General features: G+C 49.8%; 24 protein-coding genes. 7 read left to right on the top strand and 17 right to left on the bottom strand.

Features of this window, described 5'->3' with window-relative positions; all coding sequences use genetic code 11:
• Positions 1–37: 37 nt before the first annotated feature.
• The 4 genes from FYJ53_RS21650 to FYJ53_RS08735 form a co-directional block, all read right to left on the bottom strand.
• Positions 38–172 (bottom strand): hypothetical protein, encoded by a 135-nt coding sequence (locus FYJ53_RS21650; RefSeq protein ID WP_013382527.1) that lies wholly within the window; start codon positions 170–172, stop codon positions 38–40.
• Positions 173–193: 21 nt separating this feature from the next.
• Complete coding sequence (locus FYJ53_RS08745; protein ID WP_227929811.1) at positions 194–1348, bottom strand: uroporphyrinogen decarboxylase family protein; 1155 nt, start codon at positions 1346–1348, stop codon at positions 194–196.
• A gap of 255 nt (positions 1349–1603) precedes the next feature.
• Entirely contained in the window at positions 1604–1753 is a 150-nt protein-coding gene (locus tag FYJ53_RS08740) for a hypothetical protein (protein WP_013382530.1), read from the bottom strand.
• 10 nt (positions 1754–1763) lie between these two features.
• Positions 1764–2903, bottom strand: coding sequence for a uroporphyrinogen decarboxylase family protein (locus tag FYJ53_RS08735; RefSeq protein ID WP_148430233.1), 1140 nt, complete (start codon positions 2901–2903; stop codon positions 1764–1766).
• A gap of 327 nt (positions 2904–3230) precedes the next feature.
• Here FYJ53_RS08735 and FYJ53_RS08730 point away from each other — a divergent pair, with 327 nt between their 5' ends.
• The gene (locus tag FYJ53_RS08730; protein ID WP_013382532.1) at positions 3231–3881 is read left to right on the top strand and encodes a TetR/AcrR family transcriptional regulator; all 651 of its coding nucleotides are present in this window, start codon (positions 3231–3233) and stop codon (positions 3879–3881) included.
• A gap of 83 nt (positions 3882–3964) precedes the next feature.
• On the opposite strand, the gene FYJ53_RS08725 is transcribed toward FYJ53_RS08730, so the two are convergent.
• The 8 genes from FYJ53_RS08725 to FYJ53_RS08690 all read right to left on the bottom strand — a co-directional run bounded on the left by FYJ53_RS08725 (position 3965) and on the right by FYJ53_RS08690 (position 11399).
• Complete coding sequence (locus tag FYJ53_RS08725; RefSeq protein ID WP_090410595.1) at positions 3965–4717, bottom strand: amino acid ABC transporter ATP-binding protein; 753 nt, start codon at positions 4715–4717, stop codon at positions 3965–3967.
• 9 nt (positions 4718–4726) lie between these two features.
• Positions 4727–5383, bottom strand: a complete 657-nt coding sequence (locus FYJ53_RS08720) for an amino acid ABC transporter permease (protein WP_013382534.1) — start codon at positions 5381–5383, stop codon at positions 4727–4729.
• A gap of 58 nt (positions 5384–5441) precedes the next feature.
• Positions 5442–6257, bottom strand: coding sequence for an amino acid ABC transporter substrate-binding protein (locus FYJ53_RS08715; RefSeq protein ID WP_090410594.1), 816 nt, complete (start codon positions 6255–6257; stop codon positions 5442–5444).
• Positions 6258–6405: 148 nt separating this feature from the next.
• Entirely contained in the window at positions 6406–6843 is a 438-nt protein-coding gene (locus FYJ53_RS08710) for a hypothetical protein (protein WP_148430231.1), read from the bottom strand.
• A 146-nt stretch (positions 6844–6989) separates the two neighbouring features.
• Entirely contained in the window at positions 6990–7637 is a 648-nt protein-coding gene (gene dhaL / locus FYJ53_RS08705) for a dihydroxyacetone kinase subunit DhaL (RefSeq protein WP_013382538.1), read from the bottom strand.
• A 156-nt stretch (positions 7638–7793) separates the two neighbouring features.
• Positions 7794–8810: a dihydroxyacetone kinase subunit DhaK gene (locus tag FYJ53_RS08700; RefSeq protein WP_013382539.1), complete on the bottom strand. Its 1017-nt coding sequence runs from the start codon at positions 8808–8810 to the stop codon at positions 7794–7796.
• Between the two features lie 48 nt (positions 8811–8858).
• Positions 8859–9257 carry a dihydroxyacetone kinase phosphoryl donor subunit DhaM gene (gene dhaM, locus FYJ53_RS08695; protein WP_013382540.1) on the bottom strand — a complete coding sequence of 133 codons (399 nt, stop codon included), beginning with the start codon at positions 9255–9257 and terminating at the stop codon, positions 8859–8861.
• Between the two features lie 126 nt (positions 9258–9383).
• The gene (locus tag FYJ53_RS08690; RefSeq protein WP_013382541.1) at positions 9384–11399 is read right to left on the bottom strand and encodes a sigma 54-interacting transcriptional regulator; all 2016 of its coding nucleotides are present in this window, start codon (positions 11397–11399) and stop codon (positions 9384–9386) included.
• Between the two features lie 199 nt (positions 11400–11598).
• Here FYJ53_RS08690 and FYJ53_RS08685 point away from each other — a divergent pair, with 199 nt between their 5' ends.
• From FYJ53_RS08685 to FYJ53_RS08675, 3 genes are all read left to right on the top strand, one after another.
• Positions 11599–12048 (top strand): RpiB/LacA/LacB family sugar-phosphate isomerase, encoded by a 450-nt coding sequence (locus tag FYJ53_RS08685; RefSeq protein WP_013382542.1) that lies wholly within the window; start codon positions 11599–11601, stop codon positions 12046–12048.
• Positions 12049–12061: 13 nt separating this feature from the next.
• Positions 12062–12835 (top strand): triose-phosphate isomerase, encoded by a 774-nt coding sequence (locus FYJ53_RS08680; RefSeq protein ID WP_013382543.1) that lies wholly within the window; start codon positions 12062–12064, stop codon positions 12833–12835.
• Positions 12836–12928: 93 nt separating this feature from the next.
• Positions 12929–13993, top strand: coding sequence for a hypothetical protein (locus FYJ53_RS08675; protein WP_148430229.1), 1065 nt, complete (start codon positions 12929–12931; stop codon positions 13991–13993).
• A 59-nt stretch (positions 13994–14052) separates the two neighbouring features.
• On the opposite strand, the gene FYJ53_RS08670 is transcribed toward FYJ53_RS08675, so the two are convergent.
• Positions 14053–14664: a GyrI-like domain-containing protein gene (locus FYJ53_RS08670; RefSeq protein ID WP_148430227.1), complete on the bottom strand. Its 612-nt coding sequence runs from the start codon at positions 14662–14664 to the stop codon at positions 14053–14055.
• Positions 14665–14809: 145 nt separating this feature from the next.
• Between FYJ53_RS08670 and FYJ53_RS08665 the strand changes: the two genes are divergently transcribed.
• Positions 14810–15343 carry a ferredoxin domain-containing protein gene (locus tag FYJ53_RS08665; RefSeq protein ID WP_148430225.1) on the top strand — a complete coding sequence of 178 codons (534 nt, stop codon included), beginning with the start codon at positions 14810–14812 and terminating at the stop codon, positions 15341–15343.
• A 3-nt stretch (positions 15344–15346) separates the two neighbouring features.
• Positions 15347–15508: a hypothetical protein gene (locus FYJ53_RS08660; protein WP_013382547.1), complete on the top strand. Its 162-nt coding sequence runs from the start codon at positions 15347–15349 to the stop codon at positions 15506–15508.
• 48 nt (positions 15509–15556) lie between these two features.
• Here FYJ53_RS08660 and FYJ53_RS08655 read toward each other — a convergent pair whose 3' ends face one another.
• The 4 genes from FYJ53_RS08655 to FYJ53_RS08640 form a co-directional block, all read right to left on the bottom strand.
• Positions 15557–16363 carry a metallophosphoesterase gene (locus FYJ53_RS08655; RefSeq protein ID WP_154557265.1) on the bottom strand — a complete coding sequence of 269 codons (807 nt, stop codon included), beginning with the start codon at positions 16361–16363 and terminating at the stop codon, positions 15557–15559.
• Between the two features lie 459 nt (positions 16364–16822).
• Positions 16823–17770 (bottom strand): glycosyltransferase family 2 protein, encoded by a 948-nt coding sequence (locus FYJ53_RS08650; RefSeq protein ID WP_148430222.1) that lies wholly within the window; start codon positions 17768–17770, stop codon positions 16823–16825.
• 285 nt (positions 17771–18055) lie between these two features.
• The gene (locus FYJ53_RS08645) at positions 18056–18460 is read right to left on the bottom strand and encodes a hypothetical protein (protein WP_090410588.1); all 405 of its coding nucleotides are present in this window, start codon (positions 18458–18460) and stop codon (positions 18056–18058) included.
• 438 nt (positions 18461–18898) lie between these two features.
• On the bottom strand, positions 18899–19378 hold the full coding sequence (locus FYJ53_RS08640) for a YbhB/YbcL family Raf kinase inhibitor-like protein (protein ID WP_148430220.1): 480 nt from the start codon (positions 19376–19378) through the stop codon (positions 18899–18901).
• A gap of 131 nt (positions 19379–19509) precedes the next feature.
• On the opposite strand from FYJ53_RS08640, the gene FYJ53_RS08635 reads away from it, so the two are divergent.
• Positions 19510–20460, top strand: coding sequence for an alpha/beta fold hydrolase (locus tag FYJ53_RS08635; RefSeq protein ID WP_148430218.1), 951 nt, complete (start codon positions 19510–19512; stop codon positions 20458–20460).
• Positions 20461–20580 lie beyond the last annotated feature (120 nt).

Raw genomic sequence — 20580 nt, 5'->3', positions numbered from 1 at the left:
GCCTTACCCGGCTCCGTAACATTTCCGTGAGTGAACTTTATAAAAACAACTGGAACACAAAGCGGTAGATGGCTTCCTCGTAGGACTGTACGACCTCAGCCTCCGCAATCTCCTCTAATTGAGGGCGTTCCTTGACATATTCTTCCCAGGTTGTGTAGTATTCGCTGTTCATGATTTTCTCTCCTTTAAATTCTTAGTAAACCCCATAGGTTCTGACGGTTTCGATGACGGCCTTCAGGTTGTCGGCAATTGGCCCTGCCAGTGAGTACAGGCTCTTGTCTGTGTTAAAGATAAAGCCGCCGCCCGGCGCCAGAATGTCGATGAGCTCTTTGGCCTTGTCCACACATTCTTTTTCGGTTGCGGTCTGGAGCATGGTAATCGGGAAGAAACCAGAAATAATGTGTTCCTTGCCCACCTTTTCCTTGGCAAGCTTTGGATCGCCGAACTCAAACTGCATTTCGACGCGGTCCTTGAGGGAAGCCAGATAATCAATCTTCTTCATCCAGTCTTGCTCAACAAACAGCTTGACGCCTGCGCCGTGGTCGGACAGGTACTGCATCAGCTGTTCAAAGGTCGGCCACCAGAATTTGGCAAAGTCTTTTTCCTTCATGAACGGTGCCATGTGCAGCGGAATAAAGGTTCTCGCGTAGCGTGAGGAGGCTGGCACAATCCCGATTTTTTCCATATGCGGCAAAATGGCCTCAACCGCTGCCACAACCTGTTCCTTGTTTCTTCGCATATCCTTGATGATCCCTGTGAAGGAACGGATAAAGTCTGCCATGAAGTCCAGCGGCGCTTCTGTCATACCGCCCTTTGGCAGTGCAGCAAATCCGTACTTGTTGGTCATTTCCACCGCGACGCCGCCCATGGCCGCGTCGATATCGCATTTTGCCTTATAGCCCTTGGCAAAGTTGAGCGCCGCGCGCATGGGTTCTGTGTCCAGCGCTGCGAACAGACGCGGCATCAGCTTTTCAACCATACATTTGTAAGGGTCAGCGATGAATTCATCGTATTCTTCTACTTCCAAACAGTGGACCTCAGGGTGCTGCATGGTACCGGTCTTGCTCATGATAATACCCTTCGCGCCTAAGATTTCGTAAAATCCAGGTGGGCGCAGCGTAGGGGCGATAGGCGCTTTATCCGTTGGGAACTCCGCGCAGACCTTGTCGAAAAAAGTCTCGAAAGTTTCAGGATTCCACTGGGCTGTTTTCATATCCATACCCGCGTACGGAATGGCCGCGTCCCACGTAATAGACAATTCGATGGGCACACGCTTTGGCTGCCTGCCATCATAAACATCTTTGAACAGCTGGGTTCTTTCCTCTTGCAGTTGTTTTACATCACTCATTTTAATTCCCTCTCTTAAAAACCAGTACATCGCTCCGGATCAATGTACTTTTTAGTATAATCTTTTTTGCTTATTGTTTTTTCAGTAAATTTCTTTTTGTTTACTGAAATGATAAACCTTTTCAGATTTTTTGTCAAGGATTTTTTTATTAAATATTTTATTTTTTACTGTTAAAACAGTAAAAAATAACACTTTTCCTGAAAAAAGGCTGTATCCAGCCCTTTTCAAAAAAAGTGCTTTTTCTTTTTTCTTAAGCTATTGCAGCAGTCCGACGACAAAATTCATGAACGCCGCTTCATCACCCTCCCAGATTTCGCGCACAAGTGCTTCCCTTTCCGGGTCAAGGGACATGGTTTCCTTTACATCCTCAAAAGGGAACAGCCCTGTTTTTACATTGGTATCCATTCTGCACCTCCTAGTATTTTCCATACTCACGGACATAAGCGTTGACCGCGGTAATGTTTTCCAGGTTAATATCCCGCACCGATGTGGTGATCTTGTCAAAACCGAAGGCATAGCCGCCGCCCGGCGCCAGAATATCCATCAGCTCCTTGGTCTTATCGATACAGGCCTCCTTTGTCCCCTGGGCAATGGTCGTCACAGGGAAAAAGCCCGTAACGCTCATGATCTTACCAAGGCGCTCCTTGATGATCCTGGGGTCTGCGTACTCAAAACGCCCCAGAATCCGTCCGGCAGGCAGCTCCTCCAGATAATCGTAATAGCGGGTCCAGTCGCCCTCAAAGAAAATATAGAGATAATGGCCTCTTTCCACCAGTGCTTCAACCATTTTTTTAAAGGTCGGCCACCACAGCTCGCCAAAGACCTTTTCGCTGAGGTACGGCGGCATGTGCAGCGGCATAAAGACCATCTGGTCCACTGCCGGGGGCGCGACACAGGCCTTCTGAATCATCAGTGGCAGCAGGGCTTCGCAGGCTTCTTTTACCTCACTCTTATGGCGGCGTACATCCTTTGAAATGCCCGTAAAGCTCCTGAGCAGATCGGCTAAGAAGTCAAAGGGCGCCTCCGCTGATGCGGAAGTGATAAGCGGCAGCCCGTTATCTGCAAGTATCTGTCCCACCGCTGCATTAAACGGCCCGAAGGTCCGGTTAAAGGTCATCATGCCTCTGGCCAGCGCCATACCGCGGTAAGGCTCAGGCTTGTCAAAGACCTGATAGAGCCGCGGCAGGCATGTGCCCGCCAGAAAGGCGGCCGGATCCGCGATCAGCTCTGCGTATTCCGTGTCCTCCATGGCGTGCACCTCCGGGTGCTGGACATAGCCTTCCTTGCTCTGCACAAAGGATTTGGCTTCCAGTGCGCTGTAATACCGCGGTGAACGGTAAAAGGTGCTGCGGATAAAATCGCCGTCATAAGCTGGAATGGCTTTACCCATCGCGTCGATAATGAGGCTGGTATCCCAAAGCCCCTCAAACATAGGATACCCTGCGTACTCGATTGCCAGCTCCGGCGTGACCACGTGCTCAATCGGCACATAATCTGGTGTTTCCAGCGCCACAACCTTGCGGATATTTTCAATCCGCTCCTGTTTTTGATTCATTTGATTACCCCTTTCTCTCTCTTGCTTTTTAATGCCTCATGGGCTTTTTCCGAAAAAGCCTTTGATTGATTCGTATTATAGGGCTAGTTTTAGTAAAAGTCAAATATTTTATTTATTTTTTATTAAATTTTATGAAATTTACTGTTATTTCATAAAGAACTTGAACTTCCAAAGCTTCATTCAAAAATAAAATCCCTGGTCTGAAATCCGAGCTAATATTTACATTGACACGTCAAAATTCTGCCCGATTCAGCAGGTTTATCCCTTGTCCTCCCCTAAAATCCATGTTAAAATTTGGGTTAGAACTTTTTTATAAGGAGCCCATCTATGCGAAAAATGACAAAAGGCGAAATGACGAAGGAGCGTATTCTCGCGAGCGCCAAGGAGCTGTTTTACGAGCAGGGCTATGACGCAACCACCATCCAACAAATCGCTGACCGTTCTGGTACAACACTTGGCTCTATGACCTACCATTTTGCGACAAAGGCCACCTTTGTGAGCCGTCTGTTTGACGACTACTTCACAAATCTTGACGCGGCCATTCGCCAAAAACAATACGAACCGTGGAATTCCTTTGAGAGTCATTTCCGGCTGACCATGATCTATTATCACAACCTTTTATCAGACCCGCACACGCGGAACTTTTACTATGAGGTTTTTAAGAACGATACGCTTTTCAGCTCTCTGCACGGAAATATCAGCCAGATCTACCATGATTTTATAAGAGACTACAGCCTGCGCATTCGCCCCATCGAGTTTGACGCTATTGTGACTGCTGACTTCGGGGCCCGCCGCGAATGTCTGCTGTCTTATTGTGAGGAGCGCCTGAAGATGCCCATCGAGGATTTCGGTATTTTTCTCCTGACCAATACCGCCCGCTGCATCGGCATTCCCGAGGCTGCCATCTATAAAACCAGCTATCAGTCTCTGGTTTTTTACAGAAGTCATGATTTCTCAGACGTTCAGCTTTTAAAATGACATTCTTTCCTGAACAGGGGTCAAAAAATACAGAAAAGTCCAAAACGCATTTTGATTTTGGACTTTTCTGTATTTTTTATGGCTTATTTGCGCGTGATACTGCTTAAAAATTCCTTTGTCCGGTCATTTTTCGGGTGCTCAAAGATGTCCTCAGGCGCGCCCTCCTCCAGAATGATGCCGCCGTTCATAAAGAGGATCTTGTTGGCGACCTCTCTGGCAAAGCTCATTTCATGGGTTACGACGATCATGGTCATGTGTGCCTCGGCCAGCTGCTGCATAACGTTCAGAACCTCACCGGTCAGCTCTGGGTCCAGAGCGGAGGTAGGTTCGTCAAAGAGCAGAATGTCCGGGTTCATCATAAGCGCCCGAGCGATGGCCACACGCTGTTTTTCACCGCCGGAAAGGGTGGACGGCATGGCGTCGATCTTTTCCAGCAGGCCAACCTGGGCCAGGTGCTTTTCACAGCGCTCATCCATTGCCTCGCCCTTTTCCTTTTTGACGACCTTGGGGGCAAGCTCGAGATTCTGGCGGACGGTGAGGTGCGGAAAGAGATTAAAATGCTGGAACACCATCCCCATTTTCATGATAATTGCCCGGATCTCGTTCTGTGAGGCGTAGACGCCATCCTTCATCAGGTCTTTGCCCTCCATGGTGATCGTGCCGCTGTCGGCCTTTTCAAGGTCGATCAAACAGCGCAAAAGGGTCGATTTCCCAGAGCCGGAGGAGCCGATCACAGCCACAACATCGCCCCGGTTCACCTGAAAGGAGATGCCCTTCAGCACATGATTGGTGTCAAAGCTCTTGTTCAAATTGGATACATTGATGATTTCTTTCATGGCAGTCTCCTAAAATTCATATTTCTTTTCCAGCTTTTTAAAGATAAAGGTGAGCACAAAATTGATGACCAGATAAATCGCTGCTGCCACCACAAAGGCAAAGGGGTTGGCGTCCCGGTTCACCGCTGTTTTGGCATAGTGAATAATTTCCGCCACACCGATGGTGGTGACCAACGCTGTATCCTTGAGCAGCGTGATGGTCTCATTGCTGATGGAGGGCAGGCAGACCCTGATCATCTGCGGAATCACCACGCGGGTCATGGTCTCAAACTTGGTCAGCCCCAGCACCTTAGACGCCTCATACTGCCCCTTGTCGATGGCCAGGAGCCCGCCTCTGAAAATCTCGGCAAAATAGGCAGCATAGTTGAGTCCAAAGGCGATGCAGGCAGCCGAAAAGCGGTCAAACACCAGAAATTTGCCAACGCCCGGCAAAAGCGGCAGGCCAAAGTAGACAAACATCAGCTGTAAGAGCAGCGGCGTCCCTCTGAGGATATAGATATAGACTTCTGCAAAGCCCCGCAGTACCATAATCCTGCTTCTGGACATCAGGGTAAACAAAAATCCCAGCGGCAAGGACGAAATGATCGTTACCGCAAAAACAGCCAATGTCACCAGACACCCCTGGAGCATTGGCGTAAGCACATTCATAAAATAGGTTGAATCCATAATATCTCCCGTAATTATCAAATGGAGAATGGAAGGTCCTTCCATTCTCCATTACTATTTAGTTTCCTGTATAGAAAATATCTTCGCCGAACCATTTCTTGGAAATTTCAGCCGCAGTGCCGTCAGCGACCATGTCGTCGATGGCTTTCTGAATTTTTCCCTGTAATTCGGTGTTGCCTTTCTTGACGGCAACCGCGTAGGTTTCCGGTGACAGGCTTTCGTCAAGGATGACATAATCGGCGTTTTCGCTTGAAATGTAGTAGCGCGCGACAACAGAATCCACGATGACTGCATCGATACGGCCAATGCCCAGATCCTGGAGAGCCGATACATTTTCAGGGTATTCGTTCATGCCTGCAACCTTGGTGTGGATATCGTCCGCTTCAAAGGCGTCATAAGCTGAGGAGCCCTTCTGGAGGCCGACGTTCTTACCTTCAAGATCTGCCTTTTTAGTGATGCCAGAGTCTTTTTTAACCACGATCACCTGGTCGTTTTTCAGGTACGGCTTGGTCATCAGCATGGCTTCCTCGCGTTCCGGTGTGACAGACAGGCCGTTCCAGATGGCGTCGATGTTGCCGCTGTCCAGTTCAAGCTCTTTGGTATCCCAGTTGACTACCTGCATTTTAGGTTCCATTCCCATACGTTTGGCGGCTTCGGTGGCTAAGTCCACATCAAAGCCGACAATGTTGTTCTGATCATCGCGGAAGCCCATAGGCGGGAAAGAATCGTCCAGACCAACCACAAAGGTCGCATCGTCATTGGCACTGTTTCCTGCTGCCTGGTTGTCGTTTCCGCCGCTGCTGCTGCAGCCTGACAGCATCGCCAGGGCCAGAAGCGCAACGAAGAGTAAGGTCATCATACTTTTCTTTTTCATTTCTCTCTCCTTTTAAATGACAGTATTCATATACCTGTATTATACACTTCATTACAGTAAAATGCTACTACAAAATACATATTTTTTTATTATTTATTTGTTGCGCTTATTGATTGGCCATTAGCCTCAGAGTGCCTTTTCCTCACAATCAATCCTCACCGTCCAGGGGCGAAAAGGCTGAAACCGCCTCGTAAAGCTGCTTCTCGCCACACTCCGGGCAGATACACGCTGTCAGGTCAATGGTGTCGGGATCAACCGCTTCAAGCGTTTCACCGCATTCACAAATATATTCCGGCATGGTTTTCTGTCCATCGGCTTTCTCCACCGCATAGGCAAAGTGCTTGTAAAAAGCGCCGCAGGCCGGGCAATGGTAAACCCCGTAGCGGTAATCAGTGATGAGGGTGCCGCCCTCCTCAGTCACCATGCGTTTTATCCGGGCCAGCGCCTCCGGATCCCTGACCAGCCTCGGCAGCACAGCGTACTCCGAATCAAAATCCGGCTCCCCAAAGTGGAGCAGCCCGACCCCAAGATAAAAATCTTTTTCATAGCCGCATTTCCGGCAACTGATTGCCAGCGTATTTTTCATATAATGTTCCTCCCGTGTTTTTATCTTTCAGATGCAAACAATGCGGACAGGGTCTGGGCCGCTTATCGGCATTGCTTGCACCTCAAAGTGTTATAAAAAAACAGGTGCGCCTGTAACACGGCGCACCTGTCTGCTTTTTCGTTCTCTTACGGCATATGGTTGTAGAATACTTCCAGAATTTCTGCGGAGGATGCAGCACCCGGGTCCAGATGGCCGATGGCACGTTCGCCGAGACGCATGGCTCTACCCTTGGTTGCAACGATGTTGCGGGTCGATTCCAGGCCGTCCTTGCCGGCTTCTACTGCCTTCGCCATGGCTTCCTTCGGAGCTGCGCCGCCTTCATAGGCGGATTTTAAGGTTTCTACAGCTGGTACTAAGGTATCCAGCATTGTTTTTTCACCAGTAGTGGATTTCCCACGTTTTTTAATAATGTTGACGCCGGTTTCCATCATTTCGATGAATTCTTCAAAAGTTACGCCATCATCCGGGCCCTTTGTCTTGACCGGCAGGCCAAATTTCATGAAAAAGCTGCCGTATAACGGTCCGGAGGAACCGCCAACCTTGTCGAGCAGCGCGGTGCCGACTTTTTTGTAAAAGCCGTTTACGCTTTCTTTCTGCCATTCGTCCAGGTTTTTATCAACTTCTCTGAAGCCGATGGACAGGTTCATACCGTGGTCGCCGTCGCCGATGGCAGAGTCCAGCTCGGTAAAGTATTCCTTGCGGTCCTCCGCCAGTTTGATCAGATCTTTGATGACATCTACAAAATACTGTTTATCTAAAACATATTCGCTCATTTTATGGTCTCCTTTTTGTTCTTATTTCACCAAATGCGCCCTGTCCTATCGATAGGGACATAGGACAAGACGTACTTTGTGAAGTAAAGAATCCCGGACCCCGCAAAGGGCCCGAGACACGGTTAAAATTTATTCTCTTAATGCGTTAACGTCTTATTATTTTACCTGTGTGAAGTAAGGTGTGTCACATGGATAGTCTAATAATTCTTTCAGTTCGTCATCCAGTTTACATAAGGTAACGGACATGCCAGCCATATCCATGGAGCATGCGAAAGGACCAACTAAAGCTCTGTGAACCTTGATGCCTTTTTCTTCCAGGATCTGGGCAACGCGTCTGTAGCAGATATGTAAGTCAAGAACTGGCGTTGCGCCTAAGCTGTTAACCAGTACATAAACTTCATCGCCAGCTTCGTATGGCAGGTCTTTCAGGATTGGGTCCATGATTTCGTCAATAACTGCGTCAGCCGGTTCGATCTTGCCTCTTCTGACACCAGGTTCGCCGTGAATACCCATACCGATTTCCATGTCGCCGTCTTCCATGTCAAAGATTGGGCCGCCCTTAGATGGTAAGGTAGCGGAAGACATTGCAACGCCCATGCTGCGGGTGTTGTCATTACATTTTGAAGCAGCAGCAACAACAGCGTCCAGGTCTGCGCCCATAGCAGCTTTTGCGCCGGCAGCCTTGAATACGAAGAAGTCACCTGCAATACCACGACGGTCAGGGATATTTTCTGAGGAAACAACGTCATCTGTTACCAGAACGGTTTCAACACGGATATCGTCTTCTTCATCGGCCTTTTCTGCGCCCATGTCAAAGTTCATAACGTCGCCTGCGTAGTTACCATATAAGTAGATAACGCCTTTGCCATTGTCAACTGCTTTAGCGGCTGCATAGCATGGGTCCGGAGAAGGAGAAGTATTGATATTACCAATTACAACGCCATCTGCAAAATTTTCACCGACATAACCGATGAACAGCGGTTCATGACCGGAGCCACCACCAATAACAACACCAACTTTGTCTTTTGTTCCAGCATCTTTTGCCACAACGACACGGCCCTGTGCTTCTTCAAGGTCACACATTTTTACATAACGGTCATGCGCTTTGACATATCCTTCCACCATTTCTTCCACTACGTCGTAGGGATCGTTGATCAAACGTTTCATTGTCATGATAAATTTCCTCCTGAAATTCTTTATTTTAACGGGTGACTCCCGTTATTAACATTTACACAGCTCTTTGGCTGATTTGGACACATTCATGATTTCTTCCGGGTCATCGGTGATAGTCGCCTGTACCACACCAGCGAAAGCACCCTCCACGATGGGGCAGTCCACCATATGAACTCTTTCCTGCAGATCATCATCGAGCATATCGATGGCGGTTTCCGCACTGATGATCGAGCTGCCCATATCGGCGTAAATCAAAATGTTCTTGCAGTCCTCCAAGGACTCGATGGCGTCCTGAATCTTAATCGCGCTGGTTCCGATTCTTCCGCCGTCAGCACCGCCTGCCGCGATTACCTTTACACTACCATCATTCATTTCTTCGACAATTTCTGCCAAACCTTCTGCCAGCTTTGCGCTGTGAGAAACGATTACAACACCTGTACCTGCCATAAATATCCTCCTAAAATTTGATTCACTTAGCCATGAAGCTTCTTTCGCGCCTGCTGGGCACTGCCAAATAGGCACGCTGATTATATAACGCAAGATGCGTGCCAAAACTTATATTAACGCTTGTTTTTATGTTAACCCATATTTCTTAGCTTTGGCTGAAACCGTCTTGTGGTCAAGGCCAAGGGCCTCTCCAGCTTTTCTGAAACTTTTATATTTAGACAGGGCTGAAGCGATAAGATCCCGCTCCATTTCTGCAAATGTGGGTATCTTTTCCCCACTTTCGTCCGAAGCGCCCGAAAATCCGGGGATATTTTCCCCAATCGCTCGGACGTAGGACGGCAGGTCGTCCACACCGATCCACTCACCCGCGCTCAGGGTAACCCCACGCTCGATAATGTTCTCCAGCTCGCGGACATTTCCAGGAAAGACATAGTCCTCCAGGCACTGAAGCGCAGGCTTTGTTATGCGCTTTGGCGGCAATTGGTATCGCATACATATTTTATCAATAAATGCTTCCACAAGCAAGGGAATATCACCTTTTCTTTGTCGCAAAGGCGGCAAAATGACCGAAATAACATTCAAACGGTAGTATAAATCCTTGCGGAAGCTGTTATTTTCCATTAATTTCTCAAGGGGCGCGTTGGTGGCTGCGATAACCCGCACATTAATCTTGACAGGTGCAAGTCCGCCGACCCGCTCAACCTCCTGTTCCTGAAGCACCCGAAGCAGCTTGGCCTGCATGGCGCGGTCCATATCTCCAATCTCGTCCAGGAAAATGGTGCCGCCGTCGGCCAGTTCAAATTTCCCCGGCTTCATGCGCACGGCTCCCGTAAAGGCGCCCTTCTCATAGCCAAAAAGCTCGGCCTCCAGAAGGTCGGCTGGGATGGCCGCGCAGTTCATGCTCACAAAGGCCGCATCTTTCCGAGTGCTTGCATTGTGAATGGCCTTGGCGACCAGCTCCTTGCCGGTGCCGCTCTCACCCCGGATAAGCACCGTGGCATCGGTTTTCGACGCCTTAGAGGCAAGGGACAGGGCTTCTAAAAGCACACCGCTCTTGCCAATGATCTTTTCAAAGGAAGTGCCAATATCCTCCCGCTTTTCCAGTTCCTTTTCGAGCATGACCGTTTTAGCAGAAAGCTCCTCCACCTTGGCCGCCAGCTTGGTGATCTCAGTCAGTTCACGCGCCACGATGGCGTTGCCGCTAACTGCGCCGTCAACGGCGATAGGGCGGACATCCAACATGAATTCCCTTCCATCGGCATTGGTGATGACGGTACCGCTCTGTCCGTTAAAAAAACCATTGGGGATTTTTTCCCCAGAAAATAAAATGCTGATACTCTGTTCAGTAAGCTCGGACACTCTCTTTTTCAAAATACCGGTGAAAGCGTCGTTGGCATAGGTGATCCTGTGATCCTTGTCCACCAGGCAGATACCATCATACACAGCCTCCAGAATACTGATGAGCTTTCCCTCCAGTTCCTTTACGCTGCTCAGCTCCCAGGACAATGCCTCGATCTGGGTGATGTCCTGAAGCACAGCCACAGCGCCCACATTACTGTTTTCCACCACCACCGGGCTTTTATCGCTGATAACCCAGTTGCCGTTAATGGTTTCCTTCACACCCAGCTTTTCCCTGCCGGTTGTAATCAATTCTACTGCGCCGAAGCCAGGGATCAGGTCGTCCACCAGACGGCCGATGGCCTGCTCAGCGTCGATGCCAGTCATGGCCTCAGCGGCCGCGTTAAAAATCGTGATGCGCCCCGCGCCGTCCATGACAATGAGGCCATTGTGGATGCTCTCAAAAATCTTTTCGCTGGTCAGGGTATTCTTCTGAATAATGTTGTCAACCTCATCCTGATCCACCACACCGGCGCCATCCATGAACTCAGCCAGTGAAGACACGGCCTGTTCGCTCCGTGTGCCGTCGCCGAAGAGCTCAATCTGCTCGCCCTTTTTCAGCTTCATCCCCACCAGCGGCAGTACAGAATTACAGGGGACGATCAGAGCGTGATCCACCCGCTTGATGTACAGGCGGCATCCAAAACGCTCCTCAAGCTCTGTTGTTTTCTGAACCACCATCGCGGCCACCCGGGTATGAATACCCTTCTCGTAGCCGATGGTCACTGTTTTTTGTGTTCGCAAGCTGCGTCCCTCCTTCTCTTTCCAATTGCATTCATTCTATCCTGTTTTTATGCTTTTTTCCAGTGTTTATTTTGTCGTGTTCCTGTAACCTTAATAAAACTTTGTATTTAGTTCAGAAATTAATTTCCGCTATGCAAATAATTAAAAATATGGCATAATAGACTTAAAGAAACTAATAAAATTCCAGGAGGATTTACAAATGAGAATTGCAATTGATTGTGATGATGCTGCTTTTGATTTCAAGGATGCGATCTACGAACATTTAAAAAGCGAAGGTTACGATATTACGGACTTAAAATATTCTGCTGACCATGACTGCGATTACCCGGACATTGCTTTTAATCTGGCTGAAAAAGTAGCAGACAAAACCTATGACAGAGGAATCATCATCTGTGGTACCGGCCTTGGCGTTGCCATGATGGCAAACAAGGTACCAGGCGCTTTCGCTGGCACCTGCCACGATACCTTTGCCGCAGAACGCCTGGCAAAATCCAACGATGCCAATATTATCACCATGGGTGCGCGCTGCATCGGTGTTGAGCTTGGCAAAATGATCGTTGACGCTTACATGAAGAGTGAATTTGCCGGCGGCGGTTCTACCAAGAAAGTAGAACGCATGCGCGAGCTCGAAAAAACTTACATGAAATAATCCAGGTTCCAGCATGAAAAAAATGTTTTTAGGAACAAACTGGAAAATGAATAAGACAACCGCTGAGGGACTGTCTTATACGGACGCGCTGACCGACATTATTTCAAAGTATCCGGAATTTGAATTTTTCATCATTCCGCCCTATGTCCAGCTTTGGAAAATCCGTGAGCTCATCGACTCTAAAAAATCCACATTAAAACTGGGCGCCCAAAATGTGCACTATGAGGACGCCGGACAGTTTACCGGAGAGATTTCTCCAACCCAGCTAAAGGAAATCGGCGTGGACATCCTGGAAATCGGCCATAGCGAACGCCGCCAGTACTTTAACGAAACAGACTACACCGTCAACCTCAAAACCCTTGCAGCCTTAAAGCACGGCTTTACGCCGCTCGTCTGCATCGGTGACAGCATGCAGGACAAAAAATACGGTGTGTCTAAGGAAGTGCTGGCCCGTCAGCTGAAGATCGCCCTGCACGATGTGCCTGCAGATGCCATCGGCAAATTCTGGGTTGCCTATGAGCCCGTCTGGGCCATCGGCGTCAACGGAATTCCTGCAGAGGCACCACTGGTGAACGACATCCACAACCATTTGCGGGACGTCACGGTTGAGCTTTACGGCGAAGCCGGACGCGGCATTCCGCTGCTGTTCGGCGGCAGTGTCAACATTGACAACGCCAGACAGTATGCGCCCTTCGAAAACGTCAACGGCCTGTTCATCGGCAGAAGCGCCTGGCAACCGGACTCTTTCGAAGCCATCATGAAATCTTTACACGAAACCTTAGCATAAAAAAAGCCCTTCGGGGCTTTTTTGTTGTTTTAAACACAAACAATGCGAAAAATATGATATAATCCCTTTAATTATCTTTAAAGGGGAGGGACCATGAAAAAAATTACCACGCGTCAGGTCATGATGACTTTTATCGGCATTTATCTGGGAGCAAGCTTTGTCTCTGGACAGGAAATCTATCAGTTTTTCGGCGTGTTCGGCGGCTATGGCATTGCGGGGATGGCTGTAGCCGTATTTGTGTTTTTCATCTTTGGCTGTATGATCATGCGTATTTCTCACCGCACCGGCATCCATGATTTTGAGAAGCTGGTGGTCCGGGGCTACCACCCGGTTCTGCGCCTGATCTTCGGTGGCTTTACCCTGTTTTTTATGTTTACGGTTGTCATGGTCGTGGTCGCTGGCGCCGGCGCTCTCCTCGAACAGCTCTGGGGCTTTCCCGCTTTTGCAGGCAGCATTTTCATGGGGCTTCTGCTCGCCGTGGCCGGCACGACCGGTGCCCGCGGCATGGTCTCAGCCTTTGGTTTTGTGGTGCCCTTTATGGTAGCGGTGGGCCTGCTGGTCGGTCTTATGTCCTTTTTTAATCTGGAGCTTTCTCCGCTTGCCACATCGCCTGTATCTGGAAGCAACCCACTGGTTGGCAACTGGTTTATCGCTGCCCTGACCTTTGTCTCTTACAATCTGCTGGTGGCTATTTCTGTCCTTACCCCCATCGCCCCCTCGGTGGAATCGGATCGCGCTATTACCCGGGGAATACTCTGGGGCTCGCTCCTGCTGTTCGTCATTGCATTGTGCGTTCTGGTTCCCATCGCCCTGCATTTACCGCTCGTTCAGGAGTCCAGCCTGCCGATGCTCACCCTTGCTTCGGCTATCCATCCGGCGCTGGGCATCCTCTACGCCCTCCTTCTGCTTTTTGGCATGTTTGGTTCTGGCCTTTCCTGCCTATACGCGGTGTCCACACGAGTGCGCAAAATCGGCCCGATTCATGGAAAGGGATTACTGGTCGTCATCATGGTTGCCGCTACGCTCGGGAGTATCGCCGGGTTCAAAAATCTTATCGCCACCCTTTTTCCCCTGTTTGGATACTTTGGCCTGCTGGCGCTGGCGAGCGTTGGACTTCATTACTGGTCAGTGCGCAAAAAGGAAAAAACAAACCATTAACACACGCAAAGCGGAAAAGCCTGGCTTTGGCTTTTCCGCTTTTTTATAAGTGCATAAAATCATACCGGGATGCGCAGGACGGTTTTCAGGCGCTCTGGCTTTGCCCGGCGTGGGTCGGAGAGATAGATTTCATGGTGCTTCTCCTCCCAGCCCGGGCGGCGGGACAGGCCCTCGGCTTCCATAAAGGCGGCCAGCTCATCAAAGGATCGGCCCTCGTCCGCATATGGGCCGACATGCATGATCTGGACGCAGTCGCCCTCATCAAAGGTCTGGAACCGGACCCCCTCAAAATCAATCTCTGGCTTTTTCTTCCTGCTTTCCAAAAGCACTGCTTCGTACAGCGCAGGCGTTACAAATTCCGGCTGGCGTATCATGGACGTCCACTGCCAGTCATCACGATTGTCCGAAACACCCCACCAAAGGCCTTCCAGAGGCGGCACAACATATTCAAAATAACCCTCTGGCAGATCGCCTGACATTTTTTTCATCTTGATGCCAAAGCTGATGGCGTACAGCGCGCTGAGCGCATTCTGATAGCAGGCACTTTCTGGAGCGCCGGCGCCATCTGCCATAACAAAAGCAATCTCCGGCACCGTGACTCTGCCAGGCTTCTTTCCTGGCATGTATAAATCCTTGTATTCTTTTTTATAATCCATCTTGGAAACCGTCATCTGAGTATCCTCCTGTTTCTTTTTATCCTTAGAATAACCTCTCCCGCGCAGGGGAAGGTCAAGCTTTTTTAATGTATTTTTGGTTTCTTACAGGGCTTTGTGCTATAATTTAAAAAAGCATTGTCATAAGAAGGAGGCTTTTAAAATGATTTGTCATTCTCAGGATGCTGAGACATCCGGTATTTTGCACATCGCCCAGAGCATGTGTGTGGCTGCCCGCACAGCGCCAAAGGCCCGGGGCGTTGACCACATTGATTCCTGTTACCTGACCGGCGATGAAAAAGAGGCGCTGGCCGCCGAAATGGACCGCCTTGGCCGTGAGCAGGATCTCGCGTTTTTTATCCGCGACGCTGAAAATGTGCGAAACAGCACCGCCGTGGTGCTCGTCGGCACAAGCATTTCCCAGCGGGGCCTGAACGAAGCCTGCCAGTACTGCAATCACCAGAGCTGTGCTGAGTGCGCCCGTGAAAATGGCCTCTGCGCCTTTGATCCCATGGATCTTGGCATTGCCCTTGGTTCTGCTGTGGGCGTGGCATCGGCGGCCCATGTGGACAACCGTATCATGTTTTCTGTGGGTAAGGCGGCCATTTCTCTGGGATATTTGGATAAAAAAATAACCATGGTGCTTGGGATTCCGCTTTCCGCCAAAGGAAAATCACCTTATTTTGACCGGGGATAGAGCATGAACGCTGGGGCCATTATTCGTATAATGCAGATGGTTTGCCTGCTCCTCATGCTGGCAAGCCTTTATTTCAAAGCGACATTACCCTTGATCGTCGCGACCGTTATCATGGTTATCTGTGTCGCACTGAGCTTTTATTTAAACGCTAAACAAAAACCGTAAAAGCAACAGGACAGCTTATCCGTCGGACGGGCTGTCCTGTTTTCATGGCTACACCATTTTAATATCAAAAACCGCGATCTCGGGCACAGCGCCAAGGCGGGCTGGAATCTGGGTACAGCCGATCCCTTTGTTAACGTACAGCTCTGTGCTGTTTTCAGGGTTGATGGTGTAAAATCCGCGGATATATTTCTTTCCGAGGTCTGTCGTCACAGTGGGCAGCAGCGGGAGGCGGATCTGCCCGCCGTGGGTGTGGCCGGAGAGAATCAAATTCACACCGCTTCCCTGCAGACGGTCCGCACCGTCGGGTTCGTGCATGAGAATGATCTGATAATCGCTGCCTGCTGTCCCCCGAACGGTCTGTTTTATATCGGGTTCTCCATAGAGCAGATCATCGGTGCCGCCAATGGCAAGGGTCCTGCCTTCTCCAGCAGGGAGGATTACCGCCTCGTTTTCCAGCAGGATAAATCTCGCCCGCTCCAAAACCGGCGCATACCATCTTGCCATTTTGGTGCAGTCGTGATTGCCCCAGACCGCAAATTTTCCCAGGCTGGCTTCAAGCTCTACCAGCGGCTTTGCTGCGTCCTCCCGCCGATAACGGATAAAGCGGTCGTACAGGTCTCCGGTGAACACCACCACGTCGGGCGAGAGCCTGTTTACCTTACGCACCAGGCGGGCAACCTTGCGCCTGGGATAAAAGGGACCAATATGAATATCCGTGAGCTGGACGACCCTCAGTCTTTTCTGCCCGGTGCCCATCTCATATTTTTTAACCGCCAGACGGTTCGGTTCCACAAGGATACTGTAAGCCGCCAGCAGCCCGAGCCCTCCAAACGCAGTCATAATTGTTTTTTTCATCTGTTTTCAAGTCCTTTCAGGTCATCATTTCTTAGAGGTAAGGTACAAACAATGCCGAAAAGTCCGCCATAAGACCTTTCGGCATTTTCTGTATGCTGTGTGAGGCTTATTGTAACGGATGATGCTTAAATTATTCAAAATAAGGGCCTTTGTGTGCTGTCAAAGCAGCGCTGCCGCCCGAGACTGCACCTTTTATCTAGATAAGAAAAAGGTCCAGGCGCTGTAAATAACAGCCAGAAATCGTGCCGAGCGGCCTGCACAGCCGAAGAAGCGCCATCTTTTCCCTAAGCGGGAAAAGATATCCTGCGGCAAAAGTAACAATCCGAAACCACCTTTACTAAATTAAAAAAAGCAGATCATCCCTGCCCGGCTGTTCCAGACAAAAGCCTCGATATCGGACCGTCACCTCAGCGTCTGGATTCTTTTCCTGTCTGGATAAAAGACAGCGCTTCGTCGCCCTTACCCCTGCTCTTCCTCCTCCGACGCTTCTCTGACAATATAAACCGGGCGCTCCTTGACCTCCAGGTAGGTTTTGGCCAGATACTGGCCGAGAATCCCAACGCACAGCAGTTGAATGCCGCCGATAAAAATCACGATACAGGCCATGGAGGGCCACCCAAAGGCAGAACCGCCGTAGAGCAGCTGACGGACGATGATAAATAAAATGGCGATAACCGCCACGCCGCAGAGGGCAATACCGCCGAAGGAGGCCAGCGCCAGCGGCGCGACGGAAAAGGCGGTGATGCCCTCCATCGAGTATTTGAACAGTTTCCAGACCGACCACTTGGTCTCCCCGGCCGCACGTTTGATGTTTTCGTACTCCAGCCACTTGGTCTTAAAGCCCACCCAGCCAAAAATGCCCTTTGAGAAGCGGTTGTACTCGGTCACGCTGAGGATCGCCTCGACTACCTGCCGGGTCATCATCCGGTAATCCCGGGCGCCGTCCACAATGTCGGCATTGGATATCCGGCGCATGATCCGATAAAACCGTCTGGCCAGAAAGGAGCGGATTCTGGGCTCGCCCCTGCGGCTTACCCGCCGGGCTGCCGCACAGTCATAGCCCTCCTCGGTAATGGCGTCGTACATCCGCTTCAGATAGTCTGGCGGGTCCTGCAGATCGGCGTCCATCAAAGCGACCAGCCCGCCTCTGGCGTGCTTGAGGCCTGCATAGATGGCAGCCTCCTTACCGAAATTGCGCGAGAAAGACAGGTACCGCACACGGCGGTCACGTTCTGCAAACCCCTGGATCACGGCAAGGGTACTGTCAGCGGAGCCATCGTCCACAAACAGAAACTCGAAGGCTTCGGACTTCTTAAAGGATGCGGCCACCTCACAGACAGCCTCATAAAAGGCTGGAAGCACTGCTTCCTCATTATAACAGGGAACCACAATGGTGATTAAGCCCATAACATTCTTCCTTTCCAAGTTACTTTTCATTCATTATAACATGACCAGGACGGGAATTGGCTTTAATTTTTCTGACAAAACTTTGAAATTTTACAGGTTCGGCCAATACATCAGAATTGTTCTCATAGTGATAAAAATAAACCAGAAGAACAGCGGACTGGAAAACCTGGTATTCTGATTGTGCATAACGCTGGATAATTATAAGTAGTTTGAAAGGAAGAAGTTTAATGGCAAAAAAATACGGAAAAGTCCAAAAATAAGACTTTTCCGCATTCATTGTACTGTCTATTTCAACAAAACACTGCCGCAGTAAGGGCAGATGCTCCGCCGGCAGCTGGCCCGCTCGCCGCACACAATACAGACCACCTCTGAATCGCCGGATTTATCATACTTTTCCGGAATCTCATGGCCGTAATGGTGCCGTACCCGGTCACCTTCCTTAAAATAACCGGTCAAATCGATCTCCTTCACACCTTTAAAGACATAGGTTCGGGTTTTTGCGCCCTTTTGGATCACAAAGGTATGAAAGCTGTAAAGCCGTTTAGAGTCTGGCGCACGGGGATCACGGGCCACATGGCGCTCAACGCGCATCAGCCTGCCGTCAAAGGTTTTATCCTCGTCAAAAAAGCTTCCCTTTGCATAGTATTTCTTCCCCTTCTGGGAAAACCCCAGGGAGCATTCTTTTTTCATTTTCCTGCACCTCCCATTCTTATATTCCGTTTCCGTGAATAAGCAGACAGCGGAAAAGGCCTGCCTCCCCGCTGTCCTGAGAAAGTCCAAATAAAAAAGCTGTGCAGGGCAGACATCCCCCATACACAGCTAAAAAGATTCTTCTTCTTAAAAATGCTAACACAAACAAAAGCCTACTTAAATAGTTAAACGAATCCCTTGTTTTTGGAACCCAAATCATCTATAATAAGTAATGCGGTACGTGCCTCCTGAGGCCGTTGTGTACGGTGGGTCTACACCTTGCGCAAGCCGGATTAGTGGTGCGAACACTTTTCCGGATGCCGCATTTTTTATTCAGTTTTCTACCCTTTATTATAAACTGCTTTTGCCTTTTGCGCAATCTCTTTATTTAAAATCCTAAATTTTGTTCAATCCTCAAAATCTCCCTGCAAACCTCATCTACTCCGTGCGCCTGCTCTGGAATTTTCCTGACAGGGTCGCTCTCTGCAGCACATGCCCTGCCATTACCTCGAGCAGCTCTGCCCGGTGGCTTTCTGGCGGAAGACTGATCTCACAGTCCAGCACGTAAGCGGTAAAGGTATAGGTATGAACGGCTTTAAACGGCGGTTTCGGACCTTTGTAGGCATGTCTTCCATAGGCCATGCCCTGCACCGCGCCGTCCAGGCTGTCCACGATTTTACCCGGCGGTATACTGCCCGGAATCTCTGCCTGCACGGGCAGGTTCCAGATAACCCAGTGGTTATAATTTTTAAATAAGGGGTGGGAAGCGTCGTCCATCATGATGGCCAGTGACCTGGCCTCTGGGGCGATTCCTTCCAGTGTCAGAGCTGGTGAACGGTTTTCACCTCTGGCCGAATTTTTCCTGGAAATCCACCCCCCTGCCTCAAAATCTCTGCTGCTCAATTTTAATGCTTCCATCAGTAATCCTCCAATCATCTTACTGACCCCATTATACGCTGTTTTACTTTTTATTTTCTTTTATAAACCTGAAGCCCCTTTTCTTTCCTCCACTTCTGGGGTACACTAATAATAATCCAAAGGAGGCCATCATGAAAAAGAAACCACCCATACCCGATAATTTCACTGAAGAATACATTGCTGTCGGCGGCATTGAGGAGTATACCCTTCACTACACGGCCGCGCCCGAGCTGCCTGTCCTGCTCTTTATCCACGGCGGGCCTGGCTCCTCCGAGGCTTATTTCGCCTATGTGATGGAGGAAATTTTCGCCGACCTGTGCACTGTAGTCTACTACGACCAGCGCGGAACCGGCAAGACCTTTATGCGCAATCCCGGCGCGTCCCCTGATCTTCAAAATCTCATGAGTGACCTGCACGAGACCGTCGAATCCCTGAAGGCGCATTATCAAAAGGACAGGCTCTTTATCCTCGGACATTCTTGGGGAACGGTGCTGGGGGCGCTCTATGCCCTGGAGCATCCTGAAAATGTGGCGGCCTATATCGGCGTGGGCCAGCTGGTGGACGTGGTCGAAAACGAGCAGGCTGGTTATGACGCGCTTAAGCGCGCAGTGATCCGCTCCGGCAACAGCCGTGACATCCAAAAGCTCCGCCATATTGGCCCATACCCAGAGCGTCCCTTTGATGAGGTCATGCTCCGCAAAATGACCAAGATCAACGCCCTGAAGCAGAAATACTTTCCGGATGGCAAAACCGGGTCGATCATTAAATCCGCCCTCAAAAGCCCTATTTTTAAGCCATCGGATGTTCTCGGACTGTTCCAGAGCAATAAGCTCAACGCTGCGCTGCTGGTTTCTGTGAGCAATTTCACCCTTTACGACTACAGCCATGACTACAAGGTGCCCGTCTACTTCATCTCCGGCGACCGTGATATGACCACCCCAGCCAGCGAGGCACAGAAATACCTGAAACGCCTCACGGCCCCGGCCAAAAAAGAATTCCGGATCAAAAATGCGGGCCACACCCCCATGTTCGACGATCCCAAGGCCTTTAAAGAGGCCATGTCCGCCATCCTTAAAAATTAAACAAACGTTGATCTCACATACAAAAAAACCGAAGGACGGAGCCTTTTACCTAAGGAAGAAAAAAGCGTCCTGCGGACGGTACCATCACACTTGGCCTTTTTTCTTATCTGGATAAAAGGC

The sequence above is a fragment of the Eubacterium sp. BL-380-WT-2B genome (genome assembly GCF_009696115.1).
Classification (GTDB): Bacteria; Bacillota; Clostridia; order Eubacteriales; family Eubacteriaceae; genus Eubacterium; species Eubacterium callanderi.
Note: the sequence above shows the minus strand (reverse complement) of the source record. Positions and strands in the feature narration are given on the sequence as shown.